Origin of the sequence: Arthrobacter sp. ok909 (genome assembly GCF_900104405.1) — a bacterium.
Lineage (GTDB): Bacteria > Actinomycetota > Actinomycetes > Actinomycetales > Micrococcaceae > Arthrobacter > Arthrobacter humicola.
Window position 1 is genome coordinate 76,547 of the sequence record NZ_FNJS01000009.1, and the last position, 16,963, is coordinate 93,509.

A 16,963-nucleotide genomic window follows, 5' to 3' on the forward strand; every position below is an offset into this window, starting at 1 on the left:
GTCATGGCTAAGAACCTGATTCCCTCCGACGCTCAGTTGGAGATCACTCAGATCAAGTCCGCCATTGGCGGCAAGCAGAACCAGCGCGACACCCTTCGGTCCCTCGGCCTGAAGCGGATCGGACACACCGTTGTCCGCACCGCCGACGCCGTGACCGTCGGAATGCTCAACACGGTTCCGCACCTGGTAAAGGTAGAGGAGGCGAAGTAAATGGCAGAGAAGAACACCGCCGAAAAGGCACAGGGCGCCGCTGAAAAGCAGAACGCACTGAAGGTTCACCACCTGCGTCCCGCCCCGGGTGCCAAGACCGCCAAGACCCGTGTTGGTCGTGGTGAAGGTTCCAAGGGTAAGACCGCCGGTCGCGGTACCAAGGGTACGAAGGCCCGCTACCAGATCAAGGCTGGCTTTGCCGGCGGCCAGCTGCCGCTGCACATGCGCCTGCCGAAGCTGCGCGGCTTCAAGAACCCGTTCCGGGTTGAGTACCAGGTTGTAAACCTGGACAAGCTCAACGAGCTGTTCCCGGAAGGTGGCGCAGTCACCGTGGAGAACCTGGTCGAAAAGGGTGCCGTTCGCAAGAACCAGCCCGTCAAGGTGCTGGGCACCGGCGACATCACCGTCAAGGTTGACGTCACCGCCCACGCATTCTCGGCCAGCGCCGCTGAAAAGATTGCCGCAGCAGGCGGAAGCACCACCGCCCTCTAACGAGGCGGCGGGGCAGTTGCCCGTTGTTGAAACTCCCGGTACCAAGGGCTCAGGCCCCCGGTGCCGGGAGTTTTTTCATTTTCTGGGCCCCGCCGATTGTTCGCCGGACGCATCCACCCGTTAGACTCGGTTGTTGGGTTTATTTGACCTGTCTCACACGACTTTACTTATTACTCAGGAGGACGCTTGCTTAGCGCATTTGGCCGGGCCTTTCGCACGCCTGATCTGCGACGCAAGTTGTTGTTCACGCTGGGAATCATCACAATCTTCCGCTTGGGTGCATTCATCCCCTCGCCTGGTGTGAGCTACCAGAATGTCCAGCAATGCTTGCAGAACGGTCAGACCACGGGCGGGATCTACCAGCTCGTCAACCTGTTCAGCGGCGGTGCATTGCTGCAGGTGTCCATCTTCGCCCTCGGCATCATGCCCTACATCACGGCGAGCATCATCGTCCAGCTGCTCCGGGTGGTCATTCCCCGCTTCCAGCAGCTGTACGACGAGGGTGCATCCGGCCAGTCCAAGCTGACCCAGTACACCCGCTATCTCACCATCGCCCTCGGCCTGCTCAACGCCACGACGCTGGTGTCGCTGGCCCGCTCGGGCCAGCTGCTGCCGAACTGCCAGCTGCCCATCATCCCGGACAGCTCCATCGTCACCACAGTCCTCATCATCATCACGCTGACGGCCGGAACCGGCCTCATCATGTGGATGGGTGAGCTCGTGACGGAAAAGGGTGTCGGCAACGGCATGTCGCTGCTGATCTTCACCTCCATCGCAGCCGGCTTCCCGGGCTCGCTCGGTGCCATCTGGAAGGCCCAGGGCCCCGGCACCTTCTTCCTGGTCCTGATCATCGGCCTGCTCACCGTGGCCCTGGTGGTCTTCGTCGAGCAGTCCCAGCGCCGGATCCCGGTGCAGTACGCCAAGCGCATGATCGGACGCCGCACCGTCGGCGGAACCAGCACCTATATCCCCATCAAGGTGAACATGGCCGGCGTCGTGCCCGTCATCTTCGCCTCGTCCATGCTGTACCTGCCGGGGCTGATCGCGCAGTTCAACCAGCCCAAGGCCGGCGAGCAGATGCAGCCCTGGGTTGAGTGGATCAACAACAACCTGACCAAGGGTGACCACCCGATCTATATGTTGCTGTATTTCGCCATGATTGTGTTTTTCACCTACTTCTATGTTGCGATTACATTCAACCCCGAAGAGGTCTCGGACAACATGAAGAAGTACGGTGGCTTCATTCCGGGCATCCGCGCCGGCAAGCCGACCGCGGATTATCTTCAGTACGTCCTATCCCGGATCACCCTGCCCGGGGCCTTCTACCTTGGCTTCGTGGCACTGATCCCGCTGGTTGCACTGGTTCTGATCAACGCGAACCAGAACTTCCCGTTCGGCGGCACCTCGATCCTGATCATGGTGGGCGTCGGTCTGGAGACCGTAAAGCAGATTGATGCGCAACTACAGCAACGTCACTACGAAGGGCTTTTGCGATGACGAGAATGTTGATTATCGGACCTCCCGGCTCCGGCAAGGGAACGCAGGCGGAACGCATTTCGGAGCGCCTCGGCGTCGTTGCGATCTCCACGGGAGACATCTTCCGCGCCAACGTCAAGGGTGAGACGCCGCTGGGCGTCGAGGCCAAGAAGTACATGGACGCCGGCGACTTCGTTCCGGACAGCGTCACCAACAAGATGGTGCGCGACCGCCTCAGCGAGGACGACGTCGAGCCCGGCTTCCTGCTGGACGGTTACCCGCGCACCACCGCGCAGGTGGACTACCTCGACGCGATCCTGGCCGACGGCGACCAGAAGCTCGACGTCGTCCTGCAGCTGACCGCGGACGATGAAGAACTGGTCAAGCGGCTCCTGGGCCGTGCCAAGGAAACCGGCCGCAGCGACGACAACGAAGCCGTTATCCGTCACCGGCTGGACCTGTACCACGGCCAGACCGAACCCGTTGTGCAGAAGTATGCCGAGCGCGGCATCCTGACCCAGGTGGACGGCATCGGCGGCATTGATGAGGTCACCGAGCGCGTCATGGAAGCGATCAAGTCGGCCCAGGCCGCCTGATCCGCTCCTGCTGTTCCCGAAGGGCGCATCCCGTACCACGTGTACGGGACGCGCCCTTCGGCGTTTGGCGGAACCTGCGGGTCGGCAGGGGCGTCCGCGTGCGGGGGAGCCCGCGGCGCCGGCCGCCTTGGCGCCCGCGGTGCCTCCGTTCCAGACCGCCGCGGCCGTGCGGGAGAATAGAGCTTGAAGACTTGAACTGATGACCCGTAGTGGAGGCCCGGGAGGAAACCCGCCCGGGCCGCGAGATGAAGCACTGAGGTAGAGATGGCATTCGGCCAGCCCCGCATTGAATACAAGACCAACGCCCAGATGCGCACCATGCATGAGGCCGGGCTTGTCCTGAGCCGGGCACTGGATGCCGCGGTTGCCGCGGCCGCCCCGGGCGTCACCACTGCCCGGCTGGACGAGGTGTTCGCCGCCGTGCTCCAGGACGCCGGCGCCAAGTCCAACTTCCTCGGCTATCACGGCTTCCCGGCCACCATCTGCACCTCGGTAAATGAGGAAGTGGTCCACGGCATCCCCGGCAGCAGGATCCTGGCGGACGGCGACATCATCTCGATCGACGGCGGAGCGATCGTGGACGGCTGGCACTCCGATTCCGCCCGGACCGTGATTGTCGGCACCCCCGATCCCGAAGACGTGCGCCTGTCCGAGGTCACTGAGGAAGCCATGTGGCGGGGCATCGCCGCGCTGGCGACCGGCAAGTTCGTCGGCGACATCGGCAACGCCGTGGACGACTACGTCTCCTCGGTGCCGGGCAAGCCGCTGGGCATCCTCGAGGACTACGTGGGCCACGGCATCGGCTCCGAGATGCACATGGCCCCGGACGTCCTGAACTACCGCACCGGCCACCGCGGGCCGAAGATCCGCCCGGGACTGTGCCTTGCAATCGAGCCCATGCTGGTCCGCGGCAGCATCGACACCGCCGTGCTCGACGACGACTGGACGGTGGTCACCACTGACGGCAAGCGCTCCTGCCAGTGGGAGCATTCCGTCGCCGTCCATGACAAAGGCATCTGGGTCCTCTCGGCGCCGGACGGCGGAGCGGCGAAACTGGCCCCGCTCGGCGTCGTGCCCGTCCCGATTCCCTAGCCGCCCGCGCTTCACAGGCGACGGCGACGCCCGAATCCGACCGCGGCGCAAAAAATCCCTGGCGTCACCGGAATACCGGTGACGCCAGGGATTTGCGTATCGCCTGCCGGCCTAGCTGGTGAGCTTCGGCTTCACGTCCTTGGTGTAGATCCCCTCGAGGGTCGTCTTCAGCCCGGCCATGGTGGCCTTGACGTCGCCCTGCTGGGTGAGGATGGCGGCGGCGGCCTTGGCCATCTCCTGGTCCGCGCCGGGCAGGAACACCCGGGCGTTGTCCTGGACCCGGGTCACGGCGAGCTGGTCCATGGCGGTCTTGATCTGCGGGGTCTTGGCCAGCACGGCCCCCATGTCGGCCGACATACGGGTGGGCATGTAGCCGGTGGCCGCGGAGAATGCTGCCGTGTTCTCCGGTTCGGTCATGAACTTCAGGAACGTGGCCGCCGCGAGCTGGACTTCCTTGCTGACACCGCTGGGAATGCCGAGCCCGGCCCCGCCCGTGGGGCAGACGCCGCTTTCGGCTTTCGGGCCGCCCGGGAGGTAGCCGACCCCCACGTTGAACTTGGCGGACTTCAGGACGCCGAGGAGCGATCCGGTGGAGGAAATGGTGGTTGAGGTGATGCCCGCGGCGAAGTCATCCGCGGCTTCCTTGGAAGAGACCCCGGCCCACTTGTCCTTGTAGATCGAGTCCTGGGCCCACTGCAGCGCGGCGACGGACTCGGCGGAATCGCAGGTGACGGTCCAGCCGTCAGACCAGCTGCCACCCCAGCCCCACAGGTTGTTCTGCAGGGTCCAGCCCGCGTAGCCGGCCAGCGCCGGGTAGATGTAGGCGTACTGGGCGCCGGAGCTGGCCTTGAGCTTGGGCGCCCAGTCGCCGAACTCCTGCCAGGTCTTGGGCGCGCGGTCCGGCAGTCCCGCGGCCTTGAAGTGGTCCTTGTTGTAGTAGAACAGCGGGGTGGAGCGGCCGTAGGGGAGCGCCCACTGCTTGCCGGCGTACTGGTAGTCCGCAACCAGCGACTTCTGGAAGTCATCCACCTTGATGTCGAGCTGCTTGACCAGGCCGTCGAGGGGAATGATGTTGCCGTTGGTGAAGTAGCGGAACCACCAGACGTCGGAGAGGACCACGAGGCCGGGCAGCGCTGACTTGGCGGCTTGGGAGGTCTGGAACTTCTGCGCGATTTCCTCGTAGTTGGCGCCTGCGGTCACGAGGTTGACCTTGATGTCCGGGAACTTCGCATGGAACTTGTCGATCACGGACTGTTCCACGTCCTGGGACTTGCCGGGGTGGTTGGTCCAGAAATCGAAGGACGCGGCCGGCTTGACGCCGCTGAAGTCGATCTCGGCTGCGCCGGTGGCGGCAGGAGTGCCGGCGGTCGACGGGCCGCCGCAGGCGGCCAGTGCTGCTGCTCCTGCGCTGGCGCCGGCCAGCCCCAGGAAATGCCGGCGGTGAAGGTTGATTGCCACGGTGGATCCTCTCAAAGGTACGGACTCGTTGGTTCTGATGACGGAGATAGTGGGCGTGGTTCGGGCGGGCGGGCGTGGTTCGGGCGGGCGCGGGCAGGGTCAGCCCGTGACGCTGCCCTGCGTGAGGCCGGCGACGATATAGCGTTGAAGGGCGGCGAAGACCAGCAGGATCGGGACGATCACGAGGACGGCGCCGGCCATGAGGATGCCCCAGCCGGAGCCGTTGCCCTCGGAGTTCTGCAGCAGCGTCAGGCCGACGGGGAGGGGCATGGTTTCGGGCCGGTCCGTGATGATGAGCGGCCAGATGTAGTCGTTCCACTCGCTGACCACGGTTACCAGGGCAACTGTGGCGATCGACGGAACGGAGACCGGCGCCACGACCTGCCAGAGCCGGCGCCAGTGGCCGGCGCCGTCGATTTCCGCCGCCTCGAGGATGGACCCGGGCAGCGTCCGGAAGTGCTGGCGCAGCAGGAATGTGCCGAAGGCGGTGCCGAGTCCCGGCAGGATGATGCCCCACAAGGTGTTCTTGCCGCCCATCCCGGCGATCAGGATGTAGTTGGGCAGGATGGACACCTGCGGCGGGACCATGAGGGCCACGAGGATCAGCACGAAGATGGCGTTCTTGAACGGAAAGCGGACAAACACGAGAGCGTAGGCGGTCAGGATCGCCAGGATCACCTTGACGGTGGAGCCCACGGTGGTGACGATCAGGCTGTTCATGAAGAACTGCCCGAACGGAACGGTGGTCATGGCCGTCTTGTAGTTCTCCAGGTTCACGCTGTCCGGCAGGAGCTTCAGGTCCATGGTGATGATCTCGCCCGGCTGCTTGAAGGAGCTCAGGAGCATCCACAGCAGGGGCAGGAACACCACCAGGGTGGCCAGGATCAGCGGGACGTAGCCGCCGGCGATCGTCTGGATCAGGTTGGCGCGGGAGAACGGCGTCGGGCGCCGGGGCGGTGCTTCGGTGACGGCGCCCTCGGGTGCCGCTGCCTCGCCGGGTACCGGGACTCCTCCTGCATCGGGAGCGGGGGCGTCGCCGGTGGTGGCGGGATCGGGGGTGACAGGCGAGAGCGTGCTCACGAGTAGTGCACCTTCCGTTCGACGAACCGCAACTGGAGGACGGTGATGATGAGCAGGATGGCGAAGAGCACCACCGAGATGGCGGCTGAATAGCCGGCCCGGTTGAAGGCGCCGAAGGCTTGCAGATAGGCCTCATAGATCAGGGTGCTGGTGCCGTTGCCCAGCGGTGTCATGATCCGGATCAGGTCAAAGGCCTGCAGTGAACTCAGCATGGTGGTGATAAGCAGGAAGAACGTGGTGGGCGAGAGCAGCGGCAGGGACATGTTCACAAACCGCCGGAAGCCGTTGGCCCCGTCCAGGGCGGCCGCTTCCATGACGTCCTGCGGCAGTGACTGCAGGCCGGCCAGGTACACCACCGCGCAGTAGCCGAGGTTCTTCCAGACGTAGACCAGGATCACCATGACCAGCGACAGTTGGGGATCGTTGATCCACTGCGGGCTCTGCTGGCCGATGCCGCGCAGCAGCCACGCGAGGACCCCGTAGCCGGGGTCGAAGATGAAGAGCCACACGAGCCCGACGCCGACGCCGCTCAGCACGTAGGGCGCGAACACGGCGGAGCGGGCAAAGGTGGTGCCGCGGACTTTGGAGTTCAGCGCCAGGGCCACCAATAGTCCCAAGACCATGGACGCGCCGACCGTTACCAGGGTGAAGATGGCGGTGGTGCCCAGGACGTTCGCGGCGTCGGGGCTCGTGAAGAACGTGATGTAGTTCCCGAGCCCCACTACGGTGGCGGACGCGGAACCGAGGGTCCAGTCCAGCGTGGAGTAGTAGATGTTGTTGATCAGGGGCAAGTAGGTGAACACGGCGATCAGCGCGAGGTTCGGGAGCGCGAGGGCCAGGAAGACGAAGAAGTCCCGGCGGGTTCGGCCGGACCAGCGGGGTCGCCGCGGGCTGGCCTTGCCGGCCTCCGCAACGGCGGGCGGCCGGTCAGTCAATAGTCTGGTCATTCGGGTCTCTAACGGATCCGGGCCGGCCGAAAGGCAGGCAGGTGGGCGGGGGACCTGACTCACTCCACCACATGCTTGACGGGCGAAATCCCGTATCCGGGCTGTCCTTGAGATTGTTGCTCGAGGCTTCCAAAACCGTTCACGCAGTGTTCGCCGAAGGATTGCATAACATTTGTTTTGGAAGCCGGAGCCGACGCCGGCGGCCGGAAAGTAGGGCTGGGGAACTGCCGGCAACGATTCCCTAAACCCCTAAATCCCTATACCCAACTGACTCGCACTTGTGGCCGTTATGAGCCCGCAAAACGGCCCCTGCTGCGAGTCAGTTGGGTTGCGGGCGCACAATGGAGCCATGACAGCAACGGGAGCGATTACCGACGTCGCCGGGATCCGGGTAGGCCATGTGCAGAAGTCCGACGACGGCTGGCTGAGCGGGGTGACGGTGGTTCTTCCGCCGCCCGGCACGGTGGGCTCGGTGGATGTCCGCGGCGGCGGCCCCGGAACGCATGAGACGGACGCCCTGGATCCCACCACGCTGTCCTCTACCGTGGACGCCGTCGTCCTGACCGGGGGTAGCGCCTTTGGCCTCGCGGCGGCGCACGGGGCCCAGCGCTGGTGCGAGGAGAACGGCCGCGGCTTCGCCGTCCCCGGCGGGCTTGTCCCGATCGTCCCCGCCGCCGCGATCTTCGACCTCGGTCGCGGCGGTGATTTCACCGCCCGCCCCGGCGACGCGATGGGCTACGCGGCCACGGCAGCCGCCGGGGCCGAGGCTAACGGCCACGACGTCGACCGAGGCAACGTTGGTGCCGGCACAGGAGCAGCAATCGGCCGTGGCACCTACAAGGGCGGAGTTGGAACAGCCTCCATAACCCTAAACAACATCTCAAAAGACGGGCCAATCGTGGTGGGGGCCATTGCGGTGGTCAACGCGCTGGGACTGCCGTGGGGCACATCGCTCCAGCAGACGGAACCCGGCAGCGTGCGTCTAAGCGACGAAGGAGCGAGCACGCAGAGGGTTGACGAAGGAGCGAGCACGCAGAGGGTTTCGGCTGTTGGGGCGGAAGGTGAGGCCGAAGCCGCAGGCTACGGTCCTGGCGCTACAGCCCCGCCGCTCAACACGACGCTCGTCGTCGTCGCCACTGATGCCGTCCTGGACAAGTCCGAGTGCAAGCGCACGGCCTCGGCGGCCCATGCCGGACTGGCCCGGGCGTTGAATCCAAGCCATACCCTTGCCGACGGTGACACCGTGTTCGCCCTGGCGACCGGCGCCGTCGCACTGGACCGCAGCACCCCGGCGGCCCGCCAGATCAGCCTCATTACGCTGCAGAGCGCGGCTGCCGACGTCGTGCGCCTGGCCATCCTCGATGGGATCGAACGGGCGGAGCCAGTGACGACGCCGGCCGGCACGCTAGGTGCGTACGGACGCTGAGTGCGCTACGATTGCTGGATTTAACTCTGGATTTAACAATCCCGCCAAAATGGCGTAGTGTTGACTGTTGGTTGTCTGCCCCGTTGTGCCCTTTTGTGGTCGGGTGGCACCAACCAATCAATCAAAAACGTCCGCAGTCATGACCGGTGCAAATCGGGAGGCTGCGGCAACAACAGTTAGCGGAGGGTATGGCCAAGAAGGACGGGGTCATTGAGATCGAGGGCGTTGTGACCGAGGCGCTGCCTAACGCGATGTTTCGCGTTGAGCTCACCAACAAGCACATCGTTCTGGCACACATCTCTGGAAAGATGCGCCAGCACTACATCAGGATCCTCCCCGAGGACCGCGTAGTGGTGGAGCTGAGCCCTTACGACCTGACACGTGGTCGTATCGTCTACCGCTACAAGTAAACACTGGGCGGCCAGAGCAACAGCCGAAGGCCGGTCCAGCTGACCAACTGCAACACGCAAAGGAATGCCATGAAGGTCAAGCCGAGCGTCAAGCAGATCTGCGAAAAGTGCAAAGTGATCCGCCGTAATGGCCGGGTCATGGTGATCTGCGAGAACCCGCGCCACAAGCAGCGCCAGGGCTAATTTCCCTCTTCGGGAAAACCCTGGGTTGCTAACCCACGCAAGTAAATAGAAAAGGCAGCACAAGCTGAACTGGGACGTAATGGGCCCGGACAGCTAACCCCCGGTCGGAGGCTGGGGCCGCACTTTACGTGCGGGTGTACTGCCTACGACCTCCGGTTTATACAAGGAGCACTGCCACTATGGCTCGTCTCGCTGGCGTAGACATTCCCCGCGAAAAGCGGTTGGAAATTGCGCTTACTTACATCTATGGCGTGGGCAAGACCCGTGCACACGAAACCCTGGCTGCCACCGGCATCAGCGCTGACGTTCGGGTCAAGGACCTGACCGACGCGCAGCTGGTCGAGCTGCGTGACTACATTGAAGGCAACTACAAGGTTGAGGGTGACCTTCGCCGCGAGGTAGCCGCCGACATCCGCCGCAAGGTTGAGATCGGCAGCTACGAAGGCCTGCGTCACCGCAAGGGCCTGCCCGTACGCGGACAGCGTACGAAGACCAACGCCCGTACCCGCAAGGGCCCGAAGCGTACCGTCGCCGGCAAGAAGAAGGCTCGTTAATCCCTGAGGGATTAACTCGGCTTCCCCGATAACTTTCTGTAGGAGAAAAAATGCCCCCGAAGACTCGTGGCGCGGTTCGCAAGCCGCGTAAGAAGGACAAGAAGAATATCGCGCTGGGCCAGGCGCACATCAAGAGCACCTTTAACAACACCATCGTGTCCATCACGGACCCGAACGGTGCTGTCATCTCCTGGGCTTCGTCCGGTGAGGTTGGCTTCAAGGGCTCGCGTAAGTCCACCCCGTTCGCTGCCCAGATGGCCGCCGAAGCCGCCGCAAAGCGTGCACAGGAGCACGGCATGCGCAAGGTCGACGTGTTCGTCAAGGGACCGGGTTCCGGACGCGAAACCGCCATCCGTTCGCTGCAGGCCGCTGGCCTCGAAGTTGGCTCCATCCAGGACGTCACCCCCAGCGCCCACAACGGCTGCCGTCCGCCGAAGCGCCGCCGCGTCTAAGGCTTTCCAACGCCCAGGAGCTTGCCCGGACCCTCACCGGTCCGGGCAGGCCCGGCCGCGTTAAGTCTTCAGACCGACTCTTTCCACCACCTGTGTTGCGTCATATAGCGGATGCTCGCCGAAAGGAAACCTAAGTGCTCATTGCACAGCGCCCCACCCTCTCCGAAGAGGTCGTCTCCGAAAACCGCTCCCGGTTCATCATCGAACCGCTTGAGCCGGGCTTTGGTTACACCCTCGGAAACTCCCTCCGTCGTACCCTGCTCTCCTCGATCCCTGGTGCCTCTGTCACGAGCATTCGGATCGATGGCGTGCTGCACGAGTTCACCACGGTTCCGGGTGTCAAGGAAGATGTCACTGAGATCATCCTGAACATCAAGAACCTGTCGGTTTCCTCCGAGCACGACGAGCCGGTTGTTGCTTACCTGCGCAAGCAGGGCCCGGGAGTCGTCACCGCCGCGGACATCGCTCCGCCGGCCGGCGTCGAATTCCACAACCCGGATCTGCACATTGCCACGCTGAACTCGAAGGGCAAGTTCGAGCTCGAACTGACCATTGAGCGCGGCCGCGGCTACGTTTCGGCAGCTCAGAACAAGTCCGGCGACTCCGAGATCGGCCGCATTCCGGTCGACTCGATCTACTCGCCGGTCCTGAAGGTTACTTTCCGCGTGGAAGCTACCCGTGTTGAGCAGCGCACTGACTTCGACAAGCTCATTGTCGACGTCGAGACCAAGCAGGCAATCGCTCCGCGCGACGCCGTTGCTTCGGCCGGTACCACCCTGGTGGAACTGTTCGGTCTGGCCCGCGAGCTGAACACCGCAGCTGAAGGTATCGAGATCGGCCCGTCGCCGACGGACGCTGCCCTGGCAGCCGACATGGCTCTGCCGATCGAGGATCTGGACCTGACGGTCCGTTCCTACAACTGCCTCAAGCGTGAGGGCATCCACACCGTGGGTGAACTCGTTGCCCGCTCCGAGGCTGACCTGATGGACATCCGCAACTTCGGTGCGAAGTCCATCGACGAGGTCAAGGCCAAGCTGGTCGAACTGGGTCTGTCCCTCAAGGACTCCCCTCCCGGTTTCGATCTGGCAGCACGTGCCGCAGCCATCGAAGAGGACGACGCCGCGTTCAGCGACGACGAGCTCTAACCAACAGATCTTGGCCGGCCGGCTGGATGCACCCTGGCGTGCGCAGCCCGACGGCTTCCATATGAGGAGAAACTATTATGCCTACCCCCGCTAAGGGTCCGCGCCTCGGAGGCGGAGCGGCTCACGAGCGTCTTATGCTCGCGAACCTGTCCGCCGCACTGTTCGAGCACAAGCGGATCACCACCACGGTGACCAAGGCCAAGCGCCTGAAGCCTTACGCTGAGCGACTGGTGACTTTCGCCAAGCGTGGCGACCTCGCTTCCCGCCGTCGTGTACTCGGCCTGATCAGCAACAAGGGCGTCGTCCACGAGCTGTTCACCGACATTGCACAGGCAGTGGAGAACCGCGATGGCGGCTACACCCGCATCACCAAGATCGGCAACCGCAAGGGCGACAACGCTCCCATGGCTGTCATTGAACTGGTCCTCGAGCCGGTTTCCGCCAAGCAGGCTGTCGTAGCCGAGGCTACCTCCGCCGCTAAGCGCGATGCCGACAAGAAGGACGCCGAGAAGGCTGAAGCTGCTCCGGTTGCTGAGACCGAAGAGGCTCCCGCTGCCGAGGCTCCCGAAGCTGAAGCCACCGAAGAGGCTCCGGCCGCTGAGGAAGCTGCCGCTGAGTCCGAGAAGGACGCGAAGTAATTCGCCAAAACCTTCTTATAGACTTAAGTCTATGAACGAGCTCAAACCCGCTGCCCCCGTTTTGGGGGGCGGCGGGTTTTTGCGTATCCGGCTGGATTTGGCGTACGACGGCGGCCCCTTCAGCGGGTGGGCCGTGCAGCCTGGGCTGCGCACCGTCCAGGGCGTCCTGGAAGAGGCATTGGCGTTGCTGGTCCGCCGGCCCGTGCGGGTCACGGTGGCCGGCCGGACCGACGCCGGCGTGCACGCGCGGGGGCAGGTGGTCCACCTGGACCTCAGTGAGGCCGAGTGGCAGGGACTGAACCGCGGCGTTGAACTTGATCCCGCCGTCGCCCTGGTCCGGCGCCTCCGCGGCGCCCTGAGCCGGGGGCTGGGGGACCTCAGCGGGGCGATCGAGGTCCACCGGGCGACCGTCGCGCCCGAAGGGTTCGACGCCCGGTTCTCCGCCCTGTGGCGCCGCTATTCCTACCGGATCGCGGACGGCCCGGCCCTGTGGGACCCGCTGGGGCGCTATTCGACCCTCTGGCACAAGAGCCCGCTCGACGTCGGGCTGCTGAACGAGGGTGCCGTGCAGTTGCTTGGGCTGCAGGACTTCCGCTCCTACTGCAAGCCGCGCGAGGGCGCCACCACCATCCGTGAACTGCAGCGCTTTGAGTTCGCGCGCGGCACCGACGGCGTCATTGTCGCCACCGTCCAGGCCGACGCGTTCTGCCACAACATGGTCCGCTCCCTGGTGGGCTCGGCCCTTTACGTGGGAGAGGGCGTGGAGGCTCCGGGGTGGCTCTACGAGCGGCTGCTCGCCCGGCAGCGCGACGCCCGCTCGGTACTGGCTGCCCCGCATCCGCTGGTGCTGGAGGAAGTGGCCTACCCCTCGGACAGCGGGTTGCTGGCCCGGGCCGAACTAACCAGGGCGCTGCGGGCTTAAGGGTCGCCGCCGAATTTCCCCGCCTTCAACGACGCGAAAAGCCCTGGACAGCGGCGGGTCGGCGCAACACGCTGGGAGGGATGCCCGAAGGTGGGGAAACTCCGACGCAGCGATGCGACGCTAGAACGCCCCCGGGGGACCGTCGGCGGGAAGCTCCATGGTGAATGTGCTCCCGTGGCCTGGGAGCGCGCGGCAGGAGATTGAGCCGCCGTGCCGCTCCACGATGGCCTTCGTGATGGACAGCCCCAGGCCGGCCCCCGGAATCGACCCCTCGCGGACGGCCGGGCTGCGGAAGAAACGGGTGAAGACCCGCCGGGCATCGGCGGCTGTCATGCCCATGCCCGTGTCTGCGACGTGGAGGCGCACCAAACCATCGCCCGTGCTGGCCGAGACCCGCACCGATCCGCCGTCGGGGGAGTACTTGATCGCGTTGGATACGAGGTTGTCCAAGGCCTGGCTGATCCGGAGCGGATCCACATGGGCCCAGAGCGGGCCCCGGACGTCCATCGTGAGGTCAACGCGGGACGCCTGTGCATGTGCCTGGGCCGAGCCGAGGCTGGCCTCCACGAGCCCGGCGAGGTCGGTGCGGCGGGGATGGACATGGACCGCGGAGCTGGCGGACATCAGGAGGTCCGATACCAGGGCCAGCAGCCGCTCCGCGTTGCGCTGCGCGACCTCGATGCGGCGCACCGCCGGACTGTCCAGGCCCTCCGTATCGGCGAGCACGAGGTCGAGGTTGCCGATGATGGACGTCAGCGGCGTACGGAATTCGTGGGAGACCGTGGAGACCACCTCGTCCTTTGCGGCGAGGGCGTCCACTAGGCCGGTGACCTCGTCATTGAGCAGCTGTTCGCGTTCGCGGCTGTCCGCGAGGAGGGCGCCGAGCTGGGTTGTCTGGGGCCCAGTCGCTTGCGGCGGCGCGAATCGCAGGGTGAGGGACACCGCCACTGTGATGAATGGCAGGAGGACGGCGGCAATCCGGTCCGGGCTGGAACTGCCAGGCAGCAACCAAGGCAGGCCGGTCAGCAATGGCCCGAAGAACGTGATCGGGAGTAGGGCGGCAAGGGGCAGCCCCGAGGCCGAAATCCACATCACCGGGAGGACAGCCAGAATGCCGAGGTCCGGCAGGCCTTCGACGCCGGCACCGCGAATGAGGCCGACCGCGATCAAGTCGAGCATAGGGATTGCGCGCCAAGCGTATGGCGCGAATCGCTGCCATGGTACGAGGAGGCACGCCGTGAGGAGAGCCAGATGGAGCGCTAGGGCGGCCTGCCACAGGCCGCTCTCCAAGACTCCGAACCAGCCCTCAGGCGCGGCGAGCGCCAAAGTCGCGGTCACAAGTGTGAGCGGCAGTTGGCACAGAAACACTTGCCCACGCAGAGGCAGTCCCGCAAAGAAACCTGCCGGGTCCCGGACCATATGCTGTCTACTCAATGAAGCCGCGCCCCTTCCTCACTGCTCCAATTTAACAGCATTCGTCACGCTAACTTGACAAGTTACGAAAATATGTTCCGGTGACTGTGCCTAAACAGTTCTTAGCGCTATAGCGTGGGTATTCTAGCAATGCTGCTGCATTATGGTTGCACGGCAGTAACAACGTGGCCGCTATGGGGGTAGGTGTCGCATCAGATGTGAGGGGGGCCATGACTGACTTGGGAGTCGCCGTCGTTGTGGAAGACGACGAAGATGTACGCAACCTGGTCGAAGCTGTGTTGAGCCAGGCGGGATTTGACGTCCACGGCGCAGCGAGCGGTCGCGAGGGGGTCGAGGTCGTACGAAGCCAGGGGGCCAGCGTTGTCACCTTGGACGTCGGCCTCAACGATATCGACGGTTATGAAGTCCTGCGCCGGATTCGGCAGTTCAGCGATGCCTACGTGGTCATGCTGACAGCAAGGACGGACGAGCTGGACACCCTGACCGCACTGCATACCGGCGCCGATGACTTCATGACCAAACCGTTCCGGCCCCGCGAACTCCGGGCCCGGGTAGCTGCGATGATGCGTCGGCCTCGGCAGGAGGCCGACGATGCCACGTCCCTGGACCTGCGAGTGGCACCTTCGAAGGGTCTGGTCCCGCCCCAGGATGCGGAATTCCGGCACAACGGCTTGGTATTGAACCCGCACACACGGTTGGCGACGGTTGACGGCATCCCTACCAATCTGACCCGCAGTGAATTCGATCTCCTGCATGCCCTGTTGAAGGGGGCCGGTGCCGTCCGGACGAAGACTGATCTGGTGCGGGTCGTTCGGGGTGAGCATTACAGCGCGGATGCCTACATCAGTGACTCCGACGAGCGTGCCGTCGAAGTGCATATAGGCAACCTGCGTCGCAAGCTGCATGAGGATCCGCTGCATCCTCGGTGGCTCCAGACAGTCCGCGGCGTCGGGTACCGGATCACCCCGCCCTTGGACTAGCTGTCCCCGAGGTTGTAGCTGAGCTGCAGTTCGTCCACGGTGTCGTTTCCACTTTCCGCGACTTCACGCAGGAGCAACCGCGCGAGGTCCATGTCGCGGACGCGGATGGCGTCCTCGAGCTCTCGCGCGAGCTCGGTCAGACGAACGCCGCCGACCATCGCCGAGGACGTCTTCAGGCTCAGGACGGCGTCCAGCGCGGCGGACTCGTTACCGCTGTCGATGGACTTGGCGAGGCATTGATAACGCTGGTCCCACATCCTTGCGTAGTCCCTCGCGAATCCCTTGGCAACGGCGGGGCTTTCCAGCTGTGATCCGAGTTCCTGAAGGGCCGAGGGGTCCACGAGGGAAGTCTCAACTTTGGACGCGGTGGTGGACGCTCTGGCGTCTTCGGCAGCTGAAAATGACATGTGCACCACGCTACTTGCTGCTCCGGCCTCGCGTTTCAGACTCTGTCGTTTCCTGTGGCAAACTTGCGGCTTTTGCGGGTGCATTCCTGAGTTCTGCCCTGTCGGCCTCGCCCAGAGAGGCAGGGCCCGCCAGGGCCCGGGCCGGAGCGGCACCGGAAGCCTCGTGTGGCTATTTGCCGCTGAAGGTGGCCACGGCATTGATGACCGCGGGTCCAAGAATGGCGATGAAAAGCACGGGGAAGATGAAGAAGAGCAGCGGAAAAAGGATCATGACCGGTAGCTTCATGGCCTTCTCCTCGGCCCGCTGCCGTCGCTTGACCCGCATGACTTTCGCCTGGATCCGAAGCACTGTGCTGACGGCGATGCCATAGGTGTCCGCCTGGACGACGGCTTGGACGAAGCTGCGCAGTTCCGGAATGCTGGTGCGTTCCGCGAGCGCCAGATATGACTCGCGGCGGCTCCTGCCCACCTGCATGTCCTGCAGGGTCCGGACGAGCTCGTCGGCGAGCGGTCCCTTTCCGTTTTCGCCGGCGCGCGCCATGGCTCCCTCGAACCCCAGTCCTGCTTCGACGGAAATGAGCATCTGGTCCAGGGTATTCGCCAGTTCCAGCTGCATGACCTTCTGGCGTTCCTGGCCCTTGCTGTAGAGCAGGAGGTCGGGAATGAAGTAGCCCAGCAGCGCTACAAAGATCCCCACCAGCTTGAGGACCGGCGTCGGTCCTGCGTTGCCCAAGTAGAGTCCGAGGAGAGCCCCAACCACGCCCAGCAGGGGCTTGGCCGCTAGCACGCGCCCGAGAGGCAGTGATGCCGGGCGTCCCGCCAGGGACACAAGCCTGTCTAGCTTCCTGATATAGCCGGCCGGCGTCAGCCTGTAGCCGATCCGCTCCACGAGCTTGCTTTGCTCCTGCTCCGAGGGGCCCGCCGTGTCCCTGCCAAGCGCCAGCAGCTCCCGGGCTGCACGCTCGGACTTCCGGTCCACGGACAGCCACGACCACGCCAGGAACCCGAGCGGAAGCGACACCAACAGTAGCGCGAGCAGAACGAGGGGGTCCATGGGCGTC

The 16,963-nt window shown here is 64.6% G+C and carries 20 protein-coding genes; 14 read left to right on the plus strand and 6 right to left on the minus strand.

The annotated features are described in order from the left end of the window. The first annotated feature begins 3 nt into the window (after window positions 1-3). The 5 genes from rpmD (at window position 4) to map (ending at window position 3,866) form a co-directional block, all read left to right on the plus strand. Window positions 4-210 (plus strand): 50S ribosomal protein L30, encoded by a 207-nt coding sequence (gene rpmD, locus BLR03_RS09530; RefSeq protein ID WP_056626615.1) that lies wholly within the window; start codon window positions 4-6, stop codon window positions 208-210. Next, window positions 211-702, plus strand: a complete 492-nt coding sequence (gene rplO / locus BLR03_RS09535) for a 50S ribosomal protein L15 (protein ID WP_091251994.1) — start codon at window positions 211-213, stop codon at window positions 700-702. It abuts the gene before it with no gap. A 186-nt stretch (window positions 703-888) separates the two neighbouring features. Further along, on the plus strand, window positions 889-2,199 hold the full coding sequence (gene secY / locus BLR03_RS09540; RefSeq protein ID WP_091251996.1) for a preprotein translocase subunit SecY: 1,311 nt from the start codon (window positions 889-891) through the stop codon (window positions 2,197-2,199). 5 nt (window positions 2,200-2,204) lie between these two features. Then, on the plus strand, window positions 2,205-2,774 hold the full coding sequence (locus BLR03_RS09545; RefSeq protein WP_175460480.1) for an adenylate kinase: 570 nt from the start codon (window positions 2,205-2,207) through the stop codon (window positions 2,772-2,774). A 264-nt stretch (window positions 2,775-3,038) separates the two neighbouring features. After that, entirely contained in the window at window positions 3,039-3,866 is an 828-nt protein-coding gene (map, locus tag BLR03_RS09550; RefSeq protein WP_091252000.1) for a type I methionyl aminopeptidase, read from the plus strand. Window positions 3,867-3,977: 111 nt separating this feature from the next. Here map and BLR03_RS09555 read toward each other — a convergent pair whose 3' ends face one another. From BLR03_RS09555 to BLR03_RS09565, 3 genes are all read right to left on the minus strand, one after another. Next, window positions 3,978-5,324: an ABC transporter substrate-binding protein gene (locus BLR03_RS09555; protein WP_091252002.1), complete on the minus strand. Its 1,347-nt coding sequence runs from the start codon at window positions 5,322-5,324 to the stop codon at window positions 3,978-3,980. 99 nt (window positions 5,325-5,423) lie between these two features. Next, window positions 5,424-6,245 (minus strand): carbohydrate ABC transporter permease, encoded by an 822-nt coding sequence (locus BLR03_RS09560; protein WP_091252107.1) that lies wholly within the window; start codon window positions 6,243-6,245, stop codon window positions 5,424-5,426. Between the two features lie 155 nt (window positions 6,246-6,400). After that, the gene (locus tag BLR03_RS09565) at window positions 6,401-7,351 is read right to left on the minus strand and encodes a carbohydrate ABC transporter permease (RefSeq protein WP_217639755.1); all 951 of its coding nucleotides are present in this window, start codon (window positions 7,349-7,351) and stop codon (window positions 6,401-6,403) included. A gap of 349 nt (window positions 7,352-7,700) precedes the next feature. Between BLR03_RS09565 and BLR03_RS09570 the strand changes: the two genes are divergently transcribed. From BLR03_RS09570 to BLR03_RS09605, 8 genes are all read left to right on the plus strand, one after another. Beyond that, on the plus strand, window positions 7,701-8,777 hold the full coding sequence (locus BLR03_RS09570) for a P1 family peptidase (RefSeq protein ID WP_091252004.1): 1,077 nt from the start codon (window positions 7,701-7,703) through the stop codon (window positions 8,775-8,777). Between the two features lie 188 nt (window positions 8,778-8,965). Beyond that, window positions 8,966-9,187, plus strand: a complete 222-nt coding sequence (gene infA, locus BLR03_RS09575; RefSeq protein WP_009358723.1) for a translation initiation factor IF-1 — start codon at window positions 8,966-8,968, stop codon at window positions 9,185-9,187. A 69-nt stretch (window positions 9,188-9,256) separates the two neighbouring features. Then, window positions 9,257-9,370, plus strand: a complete 114-nt coding sequence (gene rpmJ, locus BLR03_RS09580; RefSeq protein ID WP_009358722.1) for a 50S ribosomal protein L36 — start codon at window positions 9,257-9,259, stop codon at window positions 9,368-9,370. A 179-nt stretch (window positions 9,371-9,549) separates the two neighbouring features. Next, window positions 9,550-9,924, plus strand: coding sequence for a 30S ribosomal protein S13 (gene rpsM / locus BLR03_RS09585; protein WP_003803743.1), 375 nt, complete (start codon window positions 9,550-9,552; stop codon window positions 9,922-9,924). A 50-nt stretch (window positions 9,925-9,974) separates the two neighbouring features. Continuing rightward, window positions 9,975-10,376, plus strand: coding sequence for a 30S ribosomal protein S11 (gene rpsK, locus BLR03_RS09590; protein WP_018773682.1), 402 nt, complete (start codon window positions 9,975-9,977; stop codon window positions 10,374-10,376). A gap of 134 nt (window positions 10,377-10,510) precedes the next feature. Continuing rightward, window positions 10,511-11,521: a DNA-directed RNA polymerase subunit alpha gene (locus tag BLR03_RS09595; protein WP_018773683.1), complete on the plus strand. Its 1,011-nt coding sequence runs from the start codon at window positions 10,511-10,513 to the stop codon at window positions 11,519-11,521. Window positions 11,522-11,598: 77 nt separating this feature from the next. Further along, window positions 11,599-12,159, plus strand: coding sequence for a 50S ribosomal protein L17 (gene rplQ, locus BLR03_RS09600; RefSeq protein WP_091252006.1), 561 nt, complete (start codon window positions 11,599-11,601; stop codon window positions 12,157-12,159). A 31-nt stretch (window positions 12,160-12,190) separates the two neighbouring features. After that, window positions 12,191-13,081, plus strand: coding sequence for a tRNA pseudouridine synthase A (locus BLR03_RS09605; protein ID WP_175460481.1), 891 nt, complete (start codon window positions 12,191-12,193; stop codon window positions 13,079-13,081). Between the two features lie 120 nt (window positions 13,082-13,201). On the opposite strand, the gene BLR03_RS09610 is transcribed toward BLR03_RS09605, so the two are convergent. Next, window positions 13,202-14,260, minus strand: coding sequence for a sensor histidine kinase (locus BLR03_RS09610; RefSeq protein WP_254788337.1), 1,059 nt, complete (start codon window positions 14,258-14,260; stop codon window positions 13,202-13,204). A gap of 464 nt (window positions 14,261-14,724) precedes the next feature. Here BLR03_RS09610 and BLR03_RS09615 point away from each other — a divergent pair, with 464 nt between their 5' ends. Continuing rightward, complete coding sequence (locus tag BLR03_RS09615) at window positions 14,725-15,495, plus strand: response regulator transcription factor (RefSeq protein ID WP_091252007.1); 771 nt, start codon at window positions 14,725-14,727, stop codon at window positions 15,493-15,495. Here the strand turns inward: BLR03_RS09615 and BLR03_RS09620 are convergent. Both BLR03_RS09620 and BLR03_RS09625 read right to left on the minus strand, forming a co-directional pair. Beyond that, window positions 15,492-15,902, minus strand: a complete 411-nt coding sequence (locus BLR03_RS09620) for an Hpt domain-containing protein (RefSeq protein WP_254788340.1) — start codon at window positions 15,900-15,902, stop codon at window positions 15,492-15,494. The genes BLR03_RS09615 and BLR03_RS09620 overlap by 4 nt on opposite strands. A gap of 169 nt (window positions 15,903-16,071) precedes the next feature. Continuing rightward, window positions 16,072-16,956 (minus strand): type II secretion system F family protein, encoded by an 885-nt coding sequence (locus tag BLR03_RS09625; protein ID WP_091252011.1) that lies wholly within the window; start codon window positions 16,954-16,956, stop codon window positions 16,072-16,074. Between the last annotated feature and the right edge of the window lie 7 nt (window positions 16,957-16,963).

Excerpts from the sequence above, each read along its gene's own strand:
- rpmJ (WP_009358722.1), top strand. The coding sequence starts at position 9,257 with ATGAAGGTCAAGCCGAGCGTCAAGCAGATCTGCGAAAAGTGCAAAGTG.
- BLR03_RS09570 (WP_091252004.1), top strand. The coding sequence starts at position 7,701 with ATGACAGCAACGGGAGCGATTACCGACGTCGCCGGGATCCGGGTAGGC.
- BLR03_RS09625 (WP_091252011.1), bottom strand. The coding sequence starts at position 16,956 with ATGGACCCCCTCGTTCTGCTCGCGCTACTGTTGGTGTCGCTTCCGCTC.
- BLR03_RS09605 (WP_175460481.1), top strand. The coding sequence starts at position 12,191 with ATGAACGAGCTCAAACCCGCTGCCCCCGTTTTGGGGGGCGGCGGGTTT.
- rplQ (WP_091252006.1), top strand. The coding sequence starts at position 11,599 with ATGCCTACCCCCGCTAAGGGTCCGCGCCTCGGAGGCGGAGCGGCTCAC.
- rpsM (WP_003803743.1), top strand. The coding sequence starts at position 9,550 with ATGGCTCGTCTCGCTGGCGTAGACATTCCCCGCGAAAAGCGGTTGGAA.
- rplO (WP_091251994.1), top strand. The coding sequence starts at position 211 with ATGGCAGAGAAGAACACCGCCGAAAAGGCACAGGGCGCCGCTGAAAAG.
- infA (WP_009358723.1), top strand. The coding sequence starts at position 8,966 with ATGGCCAAGAAGGACGGGGTCATTGAGATCGAGGGCGTTGTGACCGAG.
- rpsK (WP_018773682.1), top strand. The coding sequence starts at position 9,975 with ATGCCCCCGAAGACTCGTGGCGCGGTTCGCAAGCCGCGTAAGAAGGAC.
- rpmD (WP_056626615.1), top strand. The coding sequence starts at position 4 with ATGGCTAAGAACCTGATTCCCTCCGACGCTCAGTTGGAGATCACTCAG.
- BLR03_RS09620 (WP_254788340.1), bottom strand. The coding sequence starts at position 15,902 with ATGTCATTTTCAGCTGCCGAAGACGCCAGAGCGTCCACCACCGCGTCC.
- BLR03_RS09545 (WP_175460480.1), top strand. The coding sequence starts at position 2,205 with ATGTTGATTATCGGACCTCCCGGCTCCGGCAAGGGAACGCAGGCGGAA.
- map (WP_091252000.1), top strand. The coding sequence starts at position 3,039 with ATGGCATTCGGCCAGCCCCGCATTGAATACAAGACCAACGCCCAGATG.
- BLR03_RS09565 (WP_217639755.1), bottom strand. The coding sequence starts at position 7,351 with ATGACCAGACTATTGACTGACCGGCCGCCCGCCGTTGCGGAGGCCGGC.
- BLR03_RS09615 (WP_091252007.1), top strand. The coding sequence starts at position 14,725 with ATGACTGACTTGGGAGTCGCCGTCGTTGTGGAAGACGACGAAGATGTA.
- BLR03_RS09610 (WP_254788337.1), bottom strand. The coding sequence starts at position 14,260 with ATGCTCGACTTGATCGCGGTCGGCCTCATTCGCGGTGCCGGCGTCGAA.